Source organism: Xanthomonas fragariae (genome assembly GCF_017603965.1).
GTDB lineage: Bacteria > Pseudomonadota > Gammaproteobacteria > Xanthomonadales > Xanthomonadaceae > Xanthomonas > Xanthomonas fragariae_A.
Map to the genome: position 1 here is coordinate 3,615,362 of NZ_CP071955.1, position 16,804 is coordinate 3,632,165.

Here is a 16,804-nt window from a genome sequence, read left to right on the forward strand (position 1 = left end):
CACGGAGCTACTGTAGCGCAACTGCTGGCGCAGGGCAGCAGGCAGCTGGCGGAGCCGTTCGAATTGCGAAGCTGTAAGCGGCAATGGTGCTGCCCGGCATGGCCGGTTGCACCGACCGAAATCGCGCGCGCGCCGCCCTTCCAACTCCCGATTCTCAAACTCCAAGCAACGGGCAATCGACAGGCAAATGCATCCGCAACCGCGCCGGTGCGCATTCGATGCGGAAATGCAGCGAGGTCTCCGGTTCGCCGTCCAGGTTCAAGGTCAGCGGCTGATGAGAGCTGATTTCCAGCCACGGCAAGCGCGCGCGCACGGCCACACGTTCCAGTGCGGCCTGTTTGCCGCCGGTGACCAGCGCGCCAAGCGTGGCGGCGACTTCGCCGTTGAGCGCGGGCACGATGGTGACGTCGAGCAGGCCATCGTCGATCAGCGCTTCCGGGCACAGTGCCTGACCGCCGCCGGCCTGACGCCCGTTGCCCAGGCCCAATGCGATGAACTCGCCTTCCCAGCTGAAATCCGGGCCGCTGAAGCGGGCGCTGATCGGGTCGATTCGGCCCAGCCGCGACATGCCGGTGATCAGGTAAGCCAGGCCGCCGAGCATCTTTTTCAAGCCTTCGTCGGTTTCGACGGTGACCTGGGTGCCGAAGCCGCCGCTGGCGACGTTGGCGCACCAGTGCGGGCCGTGCTCGGCATCGATGCGCAGCAGATCGATCGGTTGGGCGGCACGCTCGGCGATCAGATTCAGCGCATTTAACGGCTCGATCGGCAGAGTGGCGGCAGTGGCGAAGTCGTTGGCGGTGCCCAGCGGCACCAGACCCAGCGACGGCAGCGTGGCAGCGTCGGCATCGTGATGCGCGAGCGCGGCAGCCACTTCGCTCAGAGTGCCGTCGCCACCGGCGGCGACCACCGTGTGCACACCATCGGCAACCGCTTCGCCGACATAGCGCTCGGCGTCGCCGTCTTCCCAGGTGACCCGCACGTCCAGCTGGATGCCGCGCTTGCGCAGCGTTCTCACCGCCTCACGCAGGTCCGGATTGTCGGTGGACTTGCCGTTAAGAATCAGACGCCAGTGGAGCGGGGCCATGCGCGCTGCCGATGCTGTAAGGGTGATGGGCGCAGGCTAGCAGCGCGCCGATGCGTGGATCGTGAATGGGCAGCGCCACCAGGCTGTCATTGGCATGTCATCGATCACACGGAGGATGGAAGGCCATAGCAGGGACGACGGGCGGAGGCAGGATCAGCCTCCAATTTTCTCGAAGGCCGCTCCTGTTGGGGCGGCCTTCTTTTTGCGTGGCGCATTGTTGTGTGGTGCACTTGCGCTCAAGCGCCAGCCGCAAACGCCACCAGCCGCTCGCCGTCGATCCGGTACATGGTCCAGCCATTCATCGGGCGCGCACCGGCGGCCTGATAGAAGTCGATGGCGGGTTGATTCCAGTCCAGCACCGACCATTCGAAGCGGCCGCAGCCACGCTGCACGGCCAACTGCGCCAGATGGTGCAACAACGCCAGGCCGGCGCCCCGCCCGCGCGCCTGCGGACGCACAAACAGGTCTTCCAGATACAACCCGTTGCGGCCGAGCCAGGTCGAGTAGTTGAAGAAATACACCGCAAATCCCAATGCCTGCCCGTCGTGCTCGCAGATCAGCGCGTGCGCGGTGGCGCCGTCGCCGAACAAACTGGCGCGCAGATCCTCCGGGCTGGCCTTGACCGCATCGGGCTGGCGCTCGTACACCGCCAGCGCGGTGATCAACTCGTGCGGCAGCGACGCGTCGTCGGGTGTGGCAGCGCGGATCTGCAGCGCGGTGGGGCTCATCGCACTGCATCCACCGCTGCGCGCATCTGCGCGATCACGTCGGCATAGTCGGGCGCGTTGAAAATCGCCGAGCCGGCGACAAAGGTATCGGCACCGGCTGCAGCAATTGCGCCAATATTGTCGGCCTTGACTCCGCCATCGATCTCCAGCCGGATCGGCTTGCCCAGCGCGTCGATCTTCGTGCGGATGGCACGCAGCTTGTCCAGCGCCGAGGGAATGAAGGCTTGCCCGCCGAAGCCGGGGTTGACCGACATCACCAGCACCAGATCCAGCTCTGGCAGCACCCACTCCAGGATATCCACCGGCGTGGCCGGGTTGAGCACCAACCCGGCCTGACAGCCATGCGACTTGATCAGCTGGATGGTGCGGTGCACGTGGCGGCTGGCTTCGGGATGGAAGCTGATGGTGGTGGCGCCGGCGTCGGCGAAATCCGGCACGATGCGGTCCACCGGCTCAACCATCAGGTGCACGTCGATCGGCGCGGCGATGCCGTGCTTGCGCAACGCCTGGCACACCATCGGACCGATGGTGAGGTTGGGCACGTAGTGGTTGTCCATCACGTCGAAGTGCACCCAGTCGGCGCCGGCCTGCAGAACGTTGTTCACCTCTTCGCCCAGACGGGCAAAATCGGCGGACAGGATGGACGGGGCGATCGCCGTCGGTTGCATATGGGCAGCTCGTCAAAGAACGGAAGCCGCATTGTCGCAGGCGGGCAAAGCCGGTGCATCCGCAACGGTCGAACCGGCGTATGCACTTGACCGGCGCACCGCGCCTTTTGAAAGGACACCGCATGAAGACCACCACGCTCGCCTCTGCCGCGTTCGTCCTGTTGGCCCTCACTCCGGCGGCCTGGGCGCAATCCGGCCCGGCCGACTGGTCCGGTTTCTCGATCGGCGCCAATGTCGGCGGCGCCGATCTCAGCGGCGTCTCCGGCGGCCGCTTAGGCTTCGACACCAATCTGGACGGTCGCGAAGGCGACCAGGTCATTACCGCCACCGGTGCAGATGCGTTCTCGCCCGGGTTCTGCGGCGGCGCCGCCGCCGGACGCACACCGGCCAGCGGCTGCAGCAAGGACAAGGGCGGTGTCGAATACGGTGCACGGCTGGGTTACGACTGGCAAGCCGGCAACTGGGTCTACGGCGTGGTGGCCGAATACACTCGCAACGATCTACGCGATAGCGTCAGCGCCTTCAGCACCACCCCGGCGTTCTACACCTTCACCCGCCAGCTCAACCGCACCGCCGCACTGCGCGGCCGCATCGGCCATGCGTTCGGCGAACAAGGCGATTACCTCGCCTATTTCACCGCCGGCGTGGCACGTGGCGAGTTCGACCACAGCTTCTCCAGCAGCAACGCCGCCAACAGCTTTACCAGCAGTGGTGGCGACAGCGCCGACGGCTATCAGGCCGGTCTGGGCCTGCAGCGCCGCTTGAGCGACAACGTCTCGGTAGGCGTGGAATACCTGTTCACCCGTCTGCAGGATGAAGACACCCGCGTGCGCGTTGGACCGGGCACTGCGCCAGCGACCAACCCGTTCCTGCGCGTCAATCCGGCCGGCACCGATCTGCGTCGAAGCGATACCGACTTTTCGTCGAATGCGGTGCGGCTGACGGCGACGTACCGTTTCTGAGTTTTGGTGTCTGCGTGTCGACCCCTAAACCGGTCAGGCGTTTTAGAGCGGCTAACAAAACGACTGCGCTCACCGTCAGGCGGGCGCGGCCGGTGCTCGGAATCGGCATGTACTGCGCGCCGTCCGCACCCACCTGACGACTCTCGCTACGTTTTGTTAGCCGCTCTAAGTGCATCGATGCCAGCTTCGATCCAGCAGCAGGTTGCCGCACTGCCTGCTGCAGATACCAGATACGCATCCTTCAATTAGCGTTTGCGCAATCGCTGGATGCGGTCGTAGGCGGCGTTGATCTGGCTGGCTTTTTTCTCGGCCTGCCGGCGTGCTTCCGGGTCGGCATTGATCACCTTGTCGGGGTGGTAGCGCGACATCAACCGGCGATAGGCCAAATCGATCTCGGCGGTGGTGGCGTCCGGCTCCAGCCCCAGCGGTTCATACGGGTTTTCCGCACGACGCTTGAACCAGCCGGCGTCCACCGCGTGCCCAATCGCCAGGCCGATCATCAGCCCCACTACCGGTGCCCCGCGGAACAGTAAGGCACCAGCGAGTGCACCGAGCAGTTTTCCGTACCAGGACATAGGCAATCGGGGCGGGGAGGCTGGTTGGCGATCTTACCCGAACGCACGCCCGTCTTGACCGCCAGGGCGTGCACAGCGACTGCCCGGCTGACTCCAGTCAATCCAGCGGAACGCGCCGAAGCGCCGTACACTACGCGGCCCGCTGCCCACCCGCGGGCCCGCCGGGTCCCGGGGACAGCGTCATTGCGACGTCCTTAGGAGTGCCTGTGTCGACCACGCTGTTGCAATCCGATCTGCCCGGCCTGCCGTTGCGTCACCGTGGCAAGGTCCGCGATGTCTTCGACATTCCCCGCGAGCGCCTGCCCGCCAATGCGCCTGCCGGCGACTATCTGTTGATGGTGGCGACCGACCGTCTGTCTGCGTTCGACGTGGTGCTGCCGGACCCGATTCCCGGCAAGGGCGAGATGCTCTGCCAAGTGTCCAACTTCTGGTTCCACAAGACCGAACACCTGATGCCCAACCACTTGGTCGACATCACGGTGGATCAGGTGCTGCCCGAGGGCGTGGACCCGGCGTTGTACGCCAAACGCGCGGTGGTCACCCGCAAGCTCAAGCCGGTGCCGGTGGAGGCGATCGCACGTGGGTATCTGATCGGCAGCGGCTGGAAGGATTATCAGCGCACCGGCAAGATCAGCGGCATCGAATTGCCCGACGGCCTGCGTCAGGCCCAGAAACTTCCCGAGCCGATCTTTACCCCCTCGACCAAGGCCGCCGTCGGCGACCATGATGAGAACATCGACTTCGATGCGATGGTCAAGACCGTCGGAGCCGAACTGGCCGAGCGCGTGCGCGATGCCACGTTGCGTATCTACCGTTTTGCCGCCGATTACGCGGCCGAATGCGGCATTCTGCTGGCCGATACCAAGTTCGAATTCGGCACCGACGCCGATGGCCGCCTCTACATCATGGACGAGATGCTGACCCCGGACTCCTCACGTTACTGGCCAGCCGACCAGTACGAACTGGGCACCAGCCCGCCGAGCTACGACAAGCAGTTCGTCCGCGATTATCTGGAAACCCTGGACTGGGGAAAAACCGCACCTGGCCCGAGCTTGCCGGCCGAGGTGATCGAACGCACGCGGGCGAAATATGCTGAGGCACTGCAACGGCTGGCAAATATTTCGGTTGGTTGATGGTTGGAGCCTGCGCACTGATTGTGCAGGCTGAAGACCATGGTGCGTGTGCAGATGCCACGCACCTAATACACAGACCGCCTGCTGCGCAGCATTATGCATACGGCATCGATAGCAACGAGATGATGCTGCGCCATGGAACGATCACTGCGATGCGCTCCACAACGCAACGTGTCGGGGCGCACTGAACGCATCACCACTGTAATTCTTACTCATGGATTGTAGTGGGCTGTGCGAGGTTGGCTGCTGGCACCGCTGCGGTGTTGGCAAATCGCGCGCCCGCCGATGCCTTCATCGCGCGCGACAGCATTATCGATGCCGATGGTACCGATTTCCGACATCCTGGGCACGATGGTGGCGTACTACGCCAACAACAGCGCGCAGCCTGGTGATTAGCTGATTGGCGAGAAAATCGCGCCCGGCAACGGCAACGGCACACTGGCATTGCGCTACATGTTCAAGCCCAGCCTGGATGGCGATTCGCCGGACTGCTACAGCAGCGCCCTGGACTCGCTCAACGTGCACTACAGCTCGGGCGTGGCCAATCACTTCTATTATCTATTGGCCGAAGGCGCAGTGGTGCCGAGCGGCTTCGGTTCGGGCACGAGTTGGAACGTGACGCAGGCCGATTCGGTCTACAACGGCAATACCGCGTTGACGGCGACCGGACGCGCCGCGGCCAGCCGCATCTGGCACCACGCATTGACGGTCGATATGACTTCCTGGACCAATGACGCGGCAGCACGCCGGGCAACGTTGTGTGCGGCCACCGAATCTGTATGGCAGCGCCTCCAGGCAGTACCGCGCGGTTGCGGCCGCACGGAGCGCGGTGTCGGTGAACTGATGTGCCCGCGCCCCTCGCCACGTGATCGACGCGTGGCGAGGGGCGTGGCTGCCACAGCACCATCGGCGCGCGTATGCTTGGGTCATTCCTGGGAGAGAACATGACCGAACGCAGCACGACCGCGCGACCGATCGACCGCTATTTCGCCAGTTATTCCGACGATCATCAAAACACGACCAATCAGCAGATTCATGTGCTGGCGGTGCCGGCGGTTTTGTGGTCGGTCGTAGCGTTGCTGTGGTGCATTCCGGTCGGCGGCACTTTGTTCACCAGTGGCATCTGGGCGGCGCTGTCGATGTTCGCGGCATGGTCGTATTACAACCGGCTGTCGCGCCGGCTCGGGCTGGGAATGCTGGGGATCTTCTTTTTCTTCGGCTGCCTGTGCCGACTGATCGAAGGCAGGATCGGGCTGACCGGACTGTTCGCTGCGGCGCTGACGGTCTTCGTACTGGCATGGATTGCGCAGTTCGTCGGTCACACGATCGAAGGCCGCAAGCCGAGCTTTTTGACCGATCTAACGTATCTGCTGATCGGGCCGATCTGGTTATTGGCCAAGTTGTATCGTCAGCTGCGCTGGCGATATTAGGATCCACTGACAGGCCGAAGAGTGGCTAACAAAACCTAGCGAGCAGTCGCCAGATGGGTGCGGATGGCGCGGAGCAACCGCAGTGTAAAGTGGTACATGCCGATTCCGAGCGGCGGCCGCGCCGCCTGGCGGCGAGCCCAGTCGTTTTGATAGCCACTCCAAGTGCGAGCGCCAATTGCGCGATCGTGCTGCCTGGCGGCAGGGACTGCTCGACCAGTGCGATCCCTGCCCATCACCTGCATCTACCAATCACTGCTTGCTAGGGTTACCGGCCGCGGATGAACGCATGCGCTCGGCCGGTGCGATCAGTCGAAGTTGGGGCGGCGCACTACGCAGGTCTTCAAAGCAGGTAGACGTCCAAGCAGGCGTCACTCACCAATACCGAGCTCTTCCGGCAATGGCCGAAACGCACGCGGTGCATAGCCGAAATCGCGGCGTGCCGGTCCCAGATCGAACACCAAGTCATCGCGCATGCGCTGCAGCGCGGCGGCATTCATGCCAGGCAGCCACCCCAGGCGTTGCACAACGGTGAGCGCAAATCCAAACAGGCGCGGCTGCACCCGATACAGCCGCGCAGGCCGTGGCAGCGCTTCGAGCACGCGCTGCACCATTTGGGTGTAAGCCAACACCTCACCACCGCCCACCGCATAACTGCGCTGCTGGGTGGCCGGCTGGGTGACCACTGCCAATGCGGCACTGGCCAGATCGTCCACATGCACCGGCTGACGCAGGCCGGTGGCGTTGGCCGGCAGCACGAAGGCGCCGGTGCGCTGCGCCAGCCCGGCGATGCGGGTGAGCGTAAGGTCGCGTCCGGCGCCGTAAACCAGCGTCGGGCGCAGCACGGTTGCGGTCGCGCCGCGCGCCTGGGCCACGGAAAACAGGGCTTGTTCGGCGGTGGCAAGGCGCTGAGCCAGATCGCGCTCGGCCGCGTCGATCGAATGTTGCTTGACCTCCACGCTGGTCGAGCCGAACGCCACGATGCGCGGCGCCAGCACCGGGTTTTCCGCATACCAACGTGCGAAATGATCCAGCGGGCCGCAGCTGAAGATCACCTCGAAGGCTGCACCGGCTGCCGTCGGCACGGCTAGATCGCCCTGTCGCCAGATCAGCCCGGAGCGCGCGGCACGCGGTTGACGCGACCATGCCGTCACTTGCCAACCGCGGCTCAGCAGACGCATCAGCAGACGCTCGCCGATCTGCCCGCTGCCGCCGAAAACCAGGGCGCGTGGCGCAGATGCAGCGGTGGACGCAGGGGGATTGGCGGCGGTCACGTGGCAGCTACGCGGCGATGAATGACTGCAGCATACCGAGTGCAGTACAGTGGTGCGAAGCCAATTCAGCGCGAATTTGGTCCCACGCTCAGCGACGACGTTGACGCGGACGTCAGTCAACGTTTTGTTAAGCTCCCTGGCCTGCTCGCGAATCTTGTGTTCCCTGCATGTCTTTTTCGTTGGAAATCCTGCTCGCGCTGCCTTTCATCATGGCGGCCGCCGCCGCGCTGCTCTGGCGCACATCCCGTTCGATCACTGCGTGGTTGGCTGCGGCTGCGCCGTTGGCCGGGCTGCTGGTGCTGGCCCTGTTGACGCCAGCGGTGCTGCGCGGTGAGGTGATTGGCAGCGAACATGCATGGTTGCCGCAGATCGGCCTGATGTTCTCGCTACGGCTCGATGGCCTGGCCTGGATGTTTGCGCTGCTGGTGCTGGGCATCGGCGCATTGGTGGTGATGTATGCGCATTACTACCTGAGCGCACGCGATAGCGCATCACGCTTTTTCGCTTATCTCATGCTGTTCATGGGTGCGATGCTCGGCATGGTGTTGTCGGGCAATCTGTTGCTGCTGATGGTGTTCTGGGAACTTACCAGCATCAGTTCGTTCTTGTTGATCGGGTTTTGGTCGCATCGCAAGGATGCACGCGAAGGTGCGCGCATGGCCTTCGTGTTGACCGCTGGCGGTGGATTGGCATTGTTGGGCGGCGTGTTGATGATCGGCCGCATCGTCGGCAGTTTTCAGCTGGATGCAGTACTAGCTGCCGGCGATGCGATTCGCGCCAGCCCGCTGTACCCATATGCGTTGGGGCTGGTGCTGCTGGGGATTTTCACCAAGAGCGCGCAGTTCCCGTTCCATTTCTGGCTGCCTCACGCGATGGCCGCGCCCACGCCGGTGTCGGCATATCTGCATTCGGCCACCATGGTGAAGGCCGGCGTGTTCTTGCTGGCGCGCCTGCATCCTGCGCTGGCCGGCACCGATCTGTTTTTCTACACGGTCACCAGTATCGGCGCGATCACGCTGTTGCTGGGCGCCTGGCACGCGATTTTTCAGCATGATCTCAAAGGTGTGCTGGCTTACTCGACCATCTCGCATCTGGGCCTGATCACGATGCTGTTTGGTTTGTCCACGCCGATGGCGATGGTGGCCGGCGTGTTCCATATCCTCAACCATGCCGTATTCAAGGCCTCGTTGTTCATGGCTGCCGGCATCATCGACCACGAGACCGGCACGCGCGACATGCGCAAGCTGGGCAATCTGCGCCGTTTGATGCCTGTCACCAGCGCGCTGGCGATTACCGCATCGCTGGCGATGGCGGGGGTTCCGCTGCTCAACGGCTTCTTGTCGAAGGAAATGTTCTTCGCCGTTGCGTTGGAGACCGAAGCGCCGCAGCTGATGCGCATTCTGGCGAGCATTGCTGCGCTGCTGGCCGGTCTGCTCGGCGTGGCCTACAGCTTGCGCTTTGTGCACGACACTTTCTTTGGCGAAGGCCCGCGCGATCTGGACACCGCGCCGCATGAGCCACCGGGCTGGATACGGATTCCGGTAGACGTGCTGGTACTCACGTGTGTGGCCGTCGGCATCGTGCCGGCGTGGACAGTGGCGCCGGTCTTGCGCGCCGGTGCAAGTGCAATTCTTGGCGGCATGCTGCCCGACTATAGCCTGGCGTTGTGGCATGGCTTCAACTGGCCGCTGGCGATGAGCGTCGCCGGCATGATCGGCGGCATGCTGTTGTACATGGCGCTGCGCCGCACGCTGGATCTGTACGCGATCCAGAACCGCTCGCCGGGCAAGGCCTTGTTCCAATGGAACCAGCGCGCGTTGTTCGCCGGCACCACACGCATGACCGATGCGGTCACCAACGGCAATCTGCAGCGCATGTTGATGTTGCTGGTGCTGAGCGCAGTGGTGGTTGCGCTGGTGCCGTTCCTGCAAGGCGGCACGCTGGCGGACTGGCCTGCGCCCACGCCGATGCCGTTGCTGGGTTGGATGGTGTGGCTGCTGATGATGGCATGTGCGCTGGGCAGCCTGTTCTTGTACCAGCAGCGCCTGCTGGCGGTACTGGTGCTAGGCGGCACCGGCCTGGCGGTCAGTTTGACCTTCGTGTTTTTGTCGGCGCCGGATCTGGCGCTGACGCAGTTGCTGGTGGAGATGGTGACGCTGGTGCTGATGTTGCTGGCGATGAATTATCTGCCCGAGCGGTCGTTGCCCGAGCGTGCACGGCTAGGCAAGATCCGTGATGCGTCGATCGCCATCTTCGGCGGTGCGGGCCTGGCGGCGTTGGCTTATACGTTGATGACACAGCCCAGCCGCACCGTTGCTGGCGAACTGCTGCAACGCGCGCTACCGGAAGCTTACGGGCGCAATGTGGTCAATGTGATCCTGGTGGATTTCCGCAGCTTCGATACCTTCGGCGAGATCACTGTGTTCGCGATTGCCGGGCTGGTGGTGCACGCCTTGCTGCGGCGCGCGCGCATGGCACCGGAGCGCACCATGCCCGGGCCGCCGATCAAGTTGCCGGTGCCGGCCGATCTTGCGCAGATCATGTTTCCGCTGACGCTCACGGTGTCGTTGTTCCTGTTCCTGCGCGGCCACAACGCGCCTGGCGGTGGCTTTATCGCCGGCCTGGTGCTGGCGGTGTCGCTGCTGATGCAGTACGCGATCCAAGGCAACGCATCGGTGGAATCGCGCTTCGGCTTCGACTACATCCGCCTGATCGGTATCGGCCTGCTGTGCGCGCTGGTCAGCGGCGCCGGTTCGCTGGTGTTTGGCATGCCGTTTATGAGCAGCGGGCATCTGGAGATTCCATTACCGCTGTTGGGCGAGCTGGAAGTCGCCAGCGCGTTGGGCTTGGATATCGGCGTGTATCTGGTGGTGTTCGGTGCAGCGATGTTGATGCTGTCGATGATGGGCACGATCAAACCTTCGCGTACGCGCAGTTCGCAGCGCGGCGAGATCGACCCTACCCAACGTTCGACACGCACCGCGGAGCAGCATTGATGGAATTGGCAGTGGCAAGCGCGATCGGCGTCCTTACCGCATTGGCAATCTATTTGCTGCTACGCGCGCGCAGTTTCGATGTGATTCTGGGAATGACGTTCCTGTCGTACGCGACCAACCTGCTGATCTTCGCCGGTGGACGGCTGCGTAGCGGCCAGGCGCCGGTGTTGCGCGATGGTGTGCCCGCCGACCTGATGCATTCCACCGATCCGCTACCGCAAGCACTGGTGTTGACCGCGATCGTGATTGCATTTGCGATGACGGCGGTGAGCCTGGTGCTGGCGATCCGCAGCCGCAGCGACAACGGGAGCGATCATGTGGATGCACACGAAGATGCCGCCACCGGTGTGGATACACGCCAGGCGCGGCGATGAATCATCTGCCGATCCTGCCGATCCTGATCCCGGTGCTGGGCGCGGCGGCGGCGCTGTTTGTCGAGCATCGCCGCTATGGGCCACGCGTACAGCGCACGGTGGCATGGGTGAGCATGGCCTTGCTGGCAGCGGCAGTCACCGCCTTGTTCGCGCGCGCCGCCGAAGGCCAGGTGCTGGTGTATCTGCTCGGCGATTGGCCGGCGCGTATCGGCATCGTGCTGATGGGCGACCGCTTGTCGGCGTGGATGTTGTTGACCACCTTGATCCTGGGCGCGGCCTGCCTGCTGCACGCCTGCGCTGGTTGGGACCGGCGCGCGCCGCATTTCCATGCTTTGTTTCAGTTCCAGTTGATGGGCTTGAACGGCGCGTTTCTGACCGGCGACATTTTCAACCTGTTCGTGTTCTTCGAAGTGATGTTGATCGCTTCCTACGGCCTGCTGCTGAGCGGCGGACGCGGCCTGCAGATGCGTGTAGGCCTGCATTACGTGGTATTCAACGTGTGTGCGTCGACGTTGTTTTTGATCGCGCTGGGCTTGTTGTTCGGTGTGTTCGGCACGCTCAACATGGCCGAGTTATCGCACCGCATCGCCGATCTTCCGGCGCAGGATGTGCCGTTGGCCAAGGCCACGCTTGGCTTGTTGCTGTTGGTGTTCTGCAGCAAGGCCGCATTGTTGCCACTGTATTTGTGGCTACCGGAAACCTATTCGCGTGCACCGGCAGCGGTGGCCGCGTTGTTCGCGATCATGACCAAGGTTGGGCTATACGCCACGCTGCGGGTGTCCTCGCTATGGTTCGGCGTTAGTGCCGGCGCACTGCATGGCTTCGGTCGGCGTGCACTGCTGTGGCTGGGCATTGCAACCCTGCTGATGGCCGCGTTCGGCGTGATGGCCGCATCGCGACTGCGGGTGATGGTGTCGTACCTGGTGGTGTTTTCGGCAGCGACGTTGTTCATCGCGTTCTCGTTGGATGATGTCGGCGCAGTGGGTGCAGGCCTGTACTACCTGCCGCACAGCAGCTTCGTAGCGGCCGCGTTGTTCATGGTGTCGGACCTGATTCGGCGCCGCCGCGGCAGTGCCAGCGATCGCAAGGAGGTGGTCGCGCCGCTGCCGCGACGTGGAAAGCCCGGCACCATGTTCATGATCGCCGCGATCGCTGTGGCGGGCCTGCCGCCACTGTCCGGATTTCTTGCCAAGGCAGCCTTGTTGCAGCACGTGCCCGCCAGTCTGGTCGGGCCGGTGTGGGCCGCGATCCTCGGCAGCAGTCTGTTGGTGGTGATCGGCCTGACCCGTGCGGGTGTGCGTCTGTTCTGGCGCGTGCCAGCAGCCCTGGAAGGCGTGCACGAGTTGCAGCCGCAACGGCGCGGTCGCATGCGACCGGTGGAAACTGCCGCCGCCGTGGTGTTGCTCACCGGGCTGGTGGCGATGACCGTGGCGGCAGAGCCGTTGATGCGCTACACCAATGCCGCCGGTGCACAGTTGCGCGATCCGGGCGCGTATGTGGAGCAGGTCCGCGCCACCACGCCGCAGCGGAGGCAGCCATGACCACGCAGGTGCCGTTGAAGCGCCGCATGTTTCCGTCCGCGCCGTTGAGCGTCATGGTGTTTGTCTTCTGGCTGCTGCTCAGCGACAGCTTCGGCCCGCAGCAGTGGGGGCTGGGCGCGTTGCTTGGCTGGGTGGTGCCGCTGTTCGCTGCGCGGCTGGACCGCGAATTCGCACAGATCGGTTCGCTGCGCTCGGTACCGCGCATGCTGCTGGTGGCCGCGGGCGACATCGTGCGCTCCAACATCCAGGTCGCCGGCCAGGTGCTCGGCCCGGAGTCGCGCATCCATCCGGGCTTTATCTGGGTGCCGCTGGATATCGCCAACATCCACGGCATCGCCGCGCTCACCAGCATGATCACGCTGACCCCGGGAACAGTCTCGGCGGCGCTCTCGGACGATCGTCGCTATCTGCTGGTGCACGTGCTGCACCTGGATGATCCGGACGCGTTGATCGCCCAGATCAAGACCCGCTACGAAAAGCCCCTGATGGAGATCTTTCCATGACCGGCCACATGTTCATCGAATCGACCATCGTCATCTGCATGCACACGGTGGGCCTGGCCATGCTGATGGCGCTGTGGCGGCTGCTGCGCGGGCCGACCGTGCCCGACCGCATCCTGGCGCTGGACACGCTGTCCATCACCGCCATCGCCGAGCTGATGCTGTGGGGCATGTATCTGGATTCACCGATCTATTTCGAGGCCGCATTGGTGATTGCGATGCTGGGCTTCGGCAGCACCGTGGTGCTGAGCAAATACGTGTTGCGCCGGAGCATTGTCGAATGATCGCCTTGACCGAGTATTTGCTCAGCGCATTGTTGCTGGTAGGCACGTTCTTCATCCTGATCGGCGCGTTCGGGCTGGTGAAGTTGTCTGACTTTTTCAAACGCCTGCATGCACCGACCAAAGCCAGCACATTAGGGGTGGGCTGCGTGCTGCTGGCCTCGGTGGGCTATCACCTGTTCCTGGGCGTGGACCCGCAGCCGCGCGAATTGCTGATTACCGTATTCCTGTTCATCACTGCACCGATCAGCGCGCATTTGATGGCCAAGGCCGCGCTGTCGCTGATGATGGAAAACCGCCCGGAAGTGCCGAATCATGGCCAGACGCACAGGGAAGCAGTACCGCAGCTGCAGGGAGATGCAGGCGAGGACGGACAGACCGAGAAGCAGCATCCGGGGCCGCAATCGGAGCAGCATCAAGCAAGCTCTGAACAACTCTTCCATGAGCCTTCGATCGAGAACCGAGGCGATCGCCGCGATGGGTAAGCGCATGATTTTCAGCATGGACAATCGGCGCGTTCCGGAAACGGCCTGTCGTTGGGCACTGCAACGCGCCCGCCTGTTGACTCGTTGACATAGTAAAACGGCGTCACGGTGGCAGCCGCGACATCTCAGCCTGGCGCGTGCTGCCGGGCCACTGCATCCAGCGCATGCACCGCGGCCGGCCAGCAGGCGGCGGCGGACACTTCGCGCATGCGCGGCTCGTCGGCGGCCACACCATGCTCCTGCTCGTGTGCCCAAGTCATCGCGTACGGCGTGTAGATGCCCCAGCCACCGATCGCCAGCACTGGCTCCACGTCCGAGCGCAGCGAATTGCCGATCATCACAAAGCGATGCGCCGGCAGGTCGAATTCGCGCAGCACGCGCGCATAAGTCCTGGGATCTTTTTCGGAAACCACTTCTACCCGCGGAAACAGATCGGCCAGACCGGACTGCTCGATCTTCTGCTCCTGATGAAACAGGTCGCCCTTGGTGATCAGCACCACCGCGTAGTGGGCAGCGATCGCAGCGAGCGCCTCGCGCACGCCAGCAATCACCTCCACCGGGTGTTGCAGCGTGGCGCGACCGATCTCGACGATGCGTTGGATGTCGCGCGCGTCGATGCGGGCCTGCGTCAACTCGATTGCGGTTTCGATCATCGACAACGTCATGCCCTTGGCACCATAGCCGAACACCTTGAGGTTACGCCGCTCCACCGCCAGCAGATGCTGCTGCATGCGGCTGTCGCCCAGGTCCAGATAACCGGCCAGGATCGCTTCGAACGCCGCTTCGGCGCTGCGGTAATAATCCTCGCTCTTCCAGAGGGTGTCGTCGCCATCGAAGCCGACCAGCTGGATCGCCTGGCCTTCGCGCTGTGCAAAAGAGGTCATTGCGCAAGTCTAGCAGCGCGGTATGGCGGTGCTACGCTCAGTCCCCTGCGGCATCGCCCGGGCCGGGCTGATAGCTTGCGAATTCCTCGCGCGACAGATGCACGTCGCCATTGCTGTCGAAACCGGCGAAATTCTCGCGCAGGATCGGGTCGGCGCCCGCTTCGGCCACGATCAGCAATCCATCGGCGTCGGTGTCCAGGTTACGAAAGCTGTGCGGCGCCAGCGTGCCGGCCGGTGCGACAGATGCATCGGCTCCGCTCTTGGTGCTGGATGGCCCGGAAGCATCGACAGGCAGCAAGGGAGTTGTGGCCGGGGTTGTCGGATCGATCGGCATCGGCATCGGCAACATCGCCGACGCACCACGAGTGGCAGGCACTACCGACGCCGGGTTGGCCTGCGGCAATTTCGGTGGCGCGGCAAGCGCCAGCATTGGACCCGACAACCCGACCAACAAAGCGATGCGCAGCTGCGGCATGGACGACGACCTGACGCGCAATGCATCACCGTAGCGCGGCAGATGTAAAGAAAGCGGGAGCGATCCTGGCAGATCGCTCCCGCGCGTCCATCCCGTTGCTTGGTGTAATTCACTTGCCGGTGGCCTCGCAACGGCGCCACCGAATTGCGTTGTCGTTGCCATCCGCTCGATGGCGTGCGGGAGAGTGACAGAAGACGTGCGCGAGTATGTGATCAGTTGCCCTGCGAACCGGTTGCTGCACCGCCACTCTGTTGCTTGGCAACGAAAGCCTTGTACTCATCCGTGGTCAGCTTGCCGTCGGTGTTGCCGTCGGCTTGATCGAAAATCTGCACGAGCCCTGCATTGACCTGCGCCTCCTGCTTGCTGATGGTGCCGTCGCTATCGGTATCCACGCTGGCCCACGTCTGACCGCCGCCCGAACTTGCACCACTGGATTGGGCCGAAGTGGCCGAACTACCCGACTGCGCGGCGGCATCCTGAGCGGGACTTTGGGCGATGGCCGGCAGCGCCAGAGCGGCGGACAGAGCGGCGGTGGCGGCGAGCAGCGAGGTGCGGTTCTTCATATTGAATGGTCTCATTGGCTTGGGAATGCGCGGTATCCCCGCGCATTCCACTACCCTACCCAACGCAAATGAACATTCAACCCACCGCAATTTCGTGCAAAACGACCTTTTAACCACACAACAAACGTTTGCGGCTAGCCGTCTGTTAGGCGTCGGTGAGCCAAATAGAAGTGCCTCATTCAATATATAAAACTTTGCGAAACGCAGCGCGTTCTACGACATGATTTCAGACGTTGGGGGCATCGTCGTCCCAAGGTCCGGAACTGAACGGTTTCCAACCCACCGCGACTCAGGCAATCGCACCGACCACTTCCAACACCACCCGCGAACCCAACGCGTTGGGATCTTGGATAGCGTGTGCCCGTGGGTGAAGTGCAGTCGCCGACCGATATGCTCTACCGCCGCAAACACCAGCACACCGAGGATGAGTGCGATCGAGCCGGCCTCCAGCGAATCGAGCAAGCCCAAGTGCAGCGGCAAATTCATCGTGACGGTCCAGGCAGCAGGCGCATCAGTCTAGCGGCTGCGGGCAATGGATTCTTGCCGTGTACGCTGGCGAGGCTGGATGCGCGGTTCGCGCAATGCGTTCCTGTGGTTCTGGGCTCAGGCGTCGTTCTGCCCACGTGCGCGCACTTGCGCCTCGCCCTGTTCATCCCATTGCACGCCGACCGAAATCGGCTTGCAGCACACTTGGCAGTCTTCGATGTAGTGCTGGTCGCCGCCGGTCAGATCCAGCGCCAGTGTGATCCACTCCCCGCAGTACGGGCAGGCGATATCGACAAAGCGTTCCGGTTCGGACATTGCAGTTCCTTGAATCAGATAAATCGTCGCGAGCGACTGTCGGATCGAGCAGT

The 16,804-nt window shown here is 63.5% G+C and carries 19 protein-coding genes, 1 other RNA gene and 2 pseudogenes; 11 read left to right on the forward strand and 11 right to left on the reverse strand.

The genetic code is table 11. From position 1 onward, the window contains the following. Nucleotides 1-154 precede the first annotated feature (154 nt). From yegS to rpe, 3 genes are all read right to left on the reverse strand, one after another. Complete coding sequence (gene yegS, locus J5I97_RS17215; RefSeq protein WP_208587820.1) at nt 155-1,084, reverse strand: lipid kinase YegS; 930 nt, start codon at nt 1,082-1,084, stop codon at nt 155-157. Between the two features lie 236 nt (nt 1,085-1,320). Beyond that, nucleotides 1,321-1,812, reverse strand: a complete 492-nt coding sequence (locus J5I97_RS17220; RefSeq protein ID WP_208587822.1) for a GNAT family N-acetyltransferase — start codon at nt 1,810-1,812, stop codon at nt 1,321-1,323. Then, entirely contained in the window at nt 1,809-2,480 is a 672-nt protein-coding gene (rpe, locus tag J5I97_RS17225) for a ribulose-phosphate 3-epimerase (RefSeq protein ID WP_208587824.1), read from the reverse strand. Before rpe ends, J5I97_RS17220 begins: the two co-directional genes overlap by 4 nt. Nucleotides 2,481-2,602: 122 nt before the next feature. Between rpe and J5I97_RS17230 the strand changes: the two genes are divergently transcribed. After that, a complete protein-coding gene (locus tag J5I97_RS17230) occupies nt 2,603-3,442 on the forward strand; it encodes an outer membrane protein (RefSeq protein ID WP_208587825.1) in 840 nt (279 codons plus the stop codon). Nucleotides 3,443-3,687: 245 nt separating this feature from the next. Here the strand turns inward: J5I97_RS17230 and J5I97_RS17235 are convergent, their stop codons facing one another. Beyond that, entirely contained in the window at nt 3,688-4,017 is a 330-nt protein-coding gene (locus J5I97_RS17235; RefSeq protein ID WP_208587826.1) for a J domain-containing protein, read from the reverse strand. A gap of 206 nt (nt 4,018-4,223) precedes the next feature. Between J5I97_RS17235 and J5I97_RS17240 the strand changes: the two genes are divergently transcribed. From J5I97_RS17240 to J5I97_RS17255, 4 genes and pseudogenes are all read left to right on the forward strand, one after another. Continuing rightward, nucleotides 4,224-5,150 carry a phosphoribosylaminoimidazolesuccinocarboxamide synthase gene (locus J5I97_RS17240; RefSeq protein ID WP_208587827.1) on the forward strand — a complete coding sequence of 309 codons (927 nt, stop codon included), beginning with the start codon at nt 4,224-4,226 and terminating at the stop codon, nt 5,148-5,150. A 239-nt stretch (nt 5,151-5,389) separates the two neighbouring features. After that, on the forward strand, nt 5,390-5,542 hold the full coding sequence (locus tag J5I97_RS17245) for a hypothetical protein (protein ID WP_208591844.1): 153 nt from the start codon (nt 5,390-5,392) through the stop codon (nt 5,540-5,542). Further along, nucleotides 5,484-5,994 (forward strand): annotated as a pseudogene (locus J5I97_RS17250) (M4 family metallopeptidase); the annotation flags it as partial. The gene J5I97_RS17245 and the pseudogene J5I97_RS17250, both read left to right, overlap by 59 nt. A 100-nt stretch (nt 5,995-6,094) precedes the next feature. Then, complete coding sequence (locus J5I97_RS17255) at nt 6,095-6,580, forward strand: DUF962 domain-containing protein (protein WP_208587828.1); 486 nt, start codon at nt 6,095-6,097, stop codon at nt 6,578-6,580. Between the two features lie 23 nt (nt 6,581-6,603). Here the strand turns inward: J5I97_RS17255 and J5I97_RS17260 are convergent. Together J5I97_RS17260 and J5I97_RS17265 are read right to left on the reverse strand one after the other, a co-directional pair. After that, a non-coding RNA gene (locus tag J5I97_RS17260) (sX9 sRNA) lies at nt 6,604-6,678 on the reverse strand. Nucleotides 6,679-6,948: 270 nt separating this feature from the next. After that, nucleotides 6,949-7,851, reverse strand: a complete 903-nt coding sequence (locus J5I97_RS17265; protein WP_208587829.1) for an NAD-dependent epimerase/dehydratase family protein — start codon at nt 7,849-7,851, stop codon at nt 6,949-6,951. A gap of 167 nt (nt 7,852-8,018) precedes the next feature. Between J5I97_RS17265 and J5I97_RS17270 the strand changes: the two genes are divergently transcribed. Genes J5I97_RS17270 through J5I97_RS17295 form a run of 6 tightly spaced genes read left to right on the forward strand, consistent with a single transcriptional unit; the run spans nt 8,019 to nt 14,028 of the window. Continuing rightward, nucleotides 8,019-10,847, forward strand: coding sequence for a monovalent cation/H+ antiporter subunit A (locus J5I97_RS17270; RefSeq protein WP_208587830.1), 2,829 nt, complete (start codon nt 8,019-8,021; stop codon nt 10,845-10,847). Continuing rightward, entirely contained in the window at nt 10,847-11,221 is a 375-nt protein-coding gene (locus J5I97_RS17275) for a Na+/H+ antiporter subunit C (protein ID WP_208587831.1), read from the forward strand. Before J5I97_RS17270 ends, J5I97_RS17275 begins: the two co-directional genes overlap by 1 nt. Further along, nucleotides 11,218-12,762 (forward strand): monovalent cation/H+ antiporter subunit D, encoded by a 1,545-nt coding sequence (locus J5I97_RS17280; protein WP_208587832.1) that lies wholly within the window; start codon nt 11,218-11,220, stop codon nt 12,760-12,762. The genes J5I97_RS17275 and J5I97_RS17280 overlap by 4 nt, the downstream gene beginning before the upstream one ends. Next, on the forward strand, nt 12,759-13,265 hold the full coding sequence (locus tag J5I97_RS17285; protein ID WP_208587834.1) for a Na+/H+ antiporter subunit E: 507 nt from the start codon (nt 12,759-12,761) through the stop codon (nt 13,263-13,265). The genes J5I97_RS17280 and J5I97_RS17285 overlap by 4 nt, the downstream gene beginning before the upstream one ends. After that, a complete protein-coding gene (locus J5I97_RS17290; protein WP_208587835.1) occupies nt 13,262-13,546 on the forward strand; it encodes a K+/H+ antiporter subunit F in 285 nt (94 codons plus the stop codon). The genes J5I97_RS17285 and J5I97_RS17290 overlap by 4 nt, the downstream gene beginning before the upstream one ends. After that, nucleotides 13,543-14,028 (forward strand): Na+/H+ antiporter subunit G, encoded by a 486-nt coding sequence (locus J5I97_RS17295; protein ID WP_208587837.1) that lies wholly within the window; start codon nt 13,543-13,545, stop codon nt 14,026-14,028. Before J5I97_RS17290 ends, J5I97_RS17295 begins: the two co-directional genes overlap by 4 nt. A 125-nt stretch (nt 14,029-14,153) precedes the next feature. On the opposite strand, the gene J5I97_RS17300 is transcribed toward J5I97_RS17295, so the two are convergent. From J5I97_RS17300 to J5I97_RS17320, 5 genes and pseudogenes are all read right to left on the reverse strand, one after another. Beyond that, the gene (locus tag J5I97_RS17300; RefSeq protein WP_208587838.1) at nt 14,154-14,912 is read right to left on the reverse strand and encodes an HAD family hydrolase; all 759 of its coding nucleotides are present in this window, start codon (nt 14,910-14,912) and stop codon (nt 14,154-14,156) included. A gap of 37 nt (nt 14,913-14,949) precedes the next feature. Next, a complete protein-coding gene (locus tag J5I97_RS17305; protein WP_208591803.1) occupies nt 14,950-15,354 on the reverse strand; it encodes an EF-hand domain-containing protein in 405 nt (134 codons plus the stop codon). A 245-nt stretch (nt 15,355-15,599) separates the two neighbouring features. Continuing rightward, the gene (locus tag J5I97_RS17310) at nt 15,600-15,950 is read right to left on the reverse strand and encodes an EF-hand domain-containing protein (RefSeq protein ID WP_208587839.1); all 351 of its coding nucleotides are present in this window, start codon (nt 15,948-15,950) and stop codon (nt 15,600-15,602) included. A 226-nt stretch (nt 15,951-16,176) separates the two neighbouring features. Beyond that, nucleotides 16,177-16,436 (reverse strand): annotated as a pseudogene (locus J5I97_RS17315) (hypothetical protein). Between the two features lie 117 nt (nt 16,437-16,553). Continuing rightward, nucleotides 16,554-16,751, reverse strand: coding sequence for a CPXCG motif-containing cysteine-rich protein (locus J5I97_RS17320; protein WP_002808322.1), 198 nt, complete (start codon nt 16,749-16,751; stop codon nt 16,554-16,556). Between the last annotated feature and the right edge of the window lie 53 nt (nt 16,752-16,804).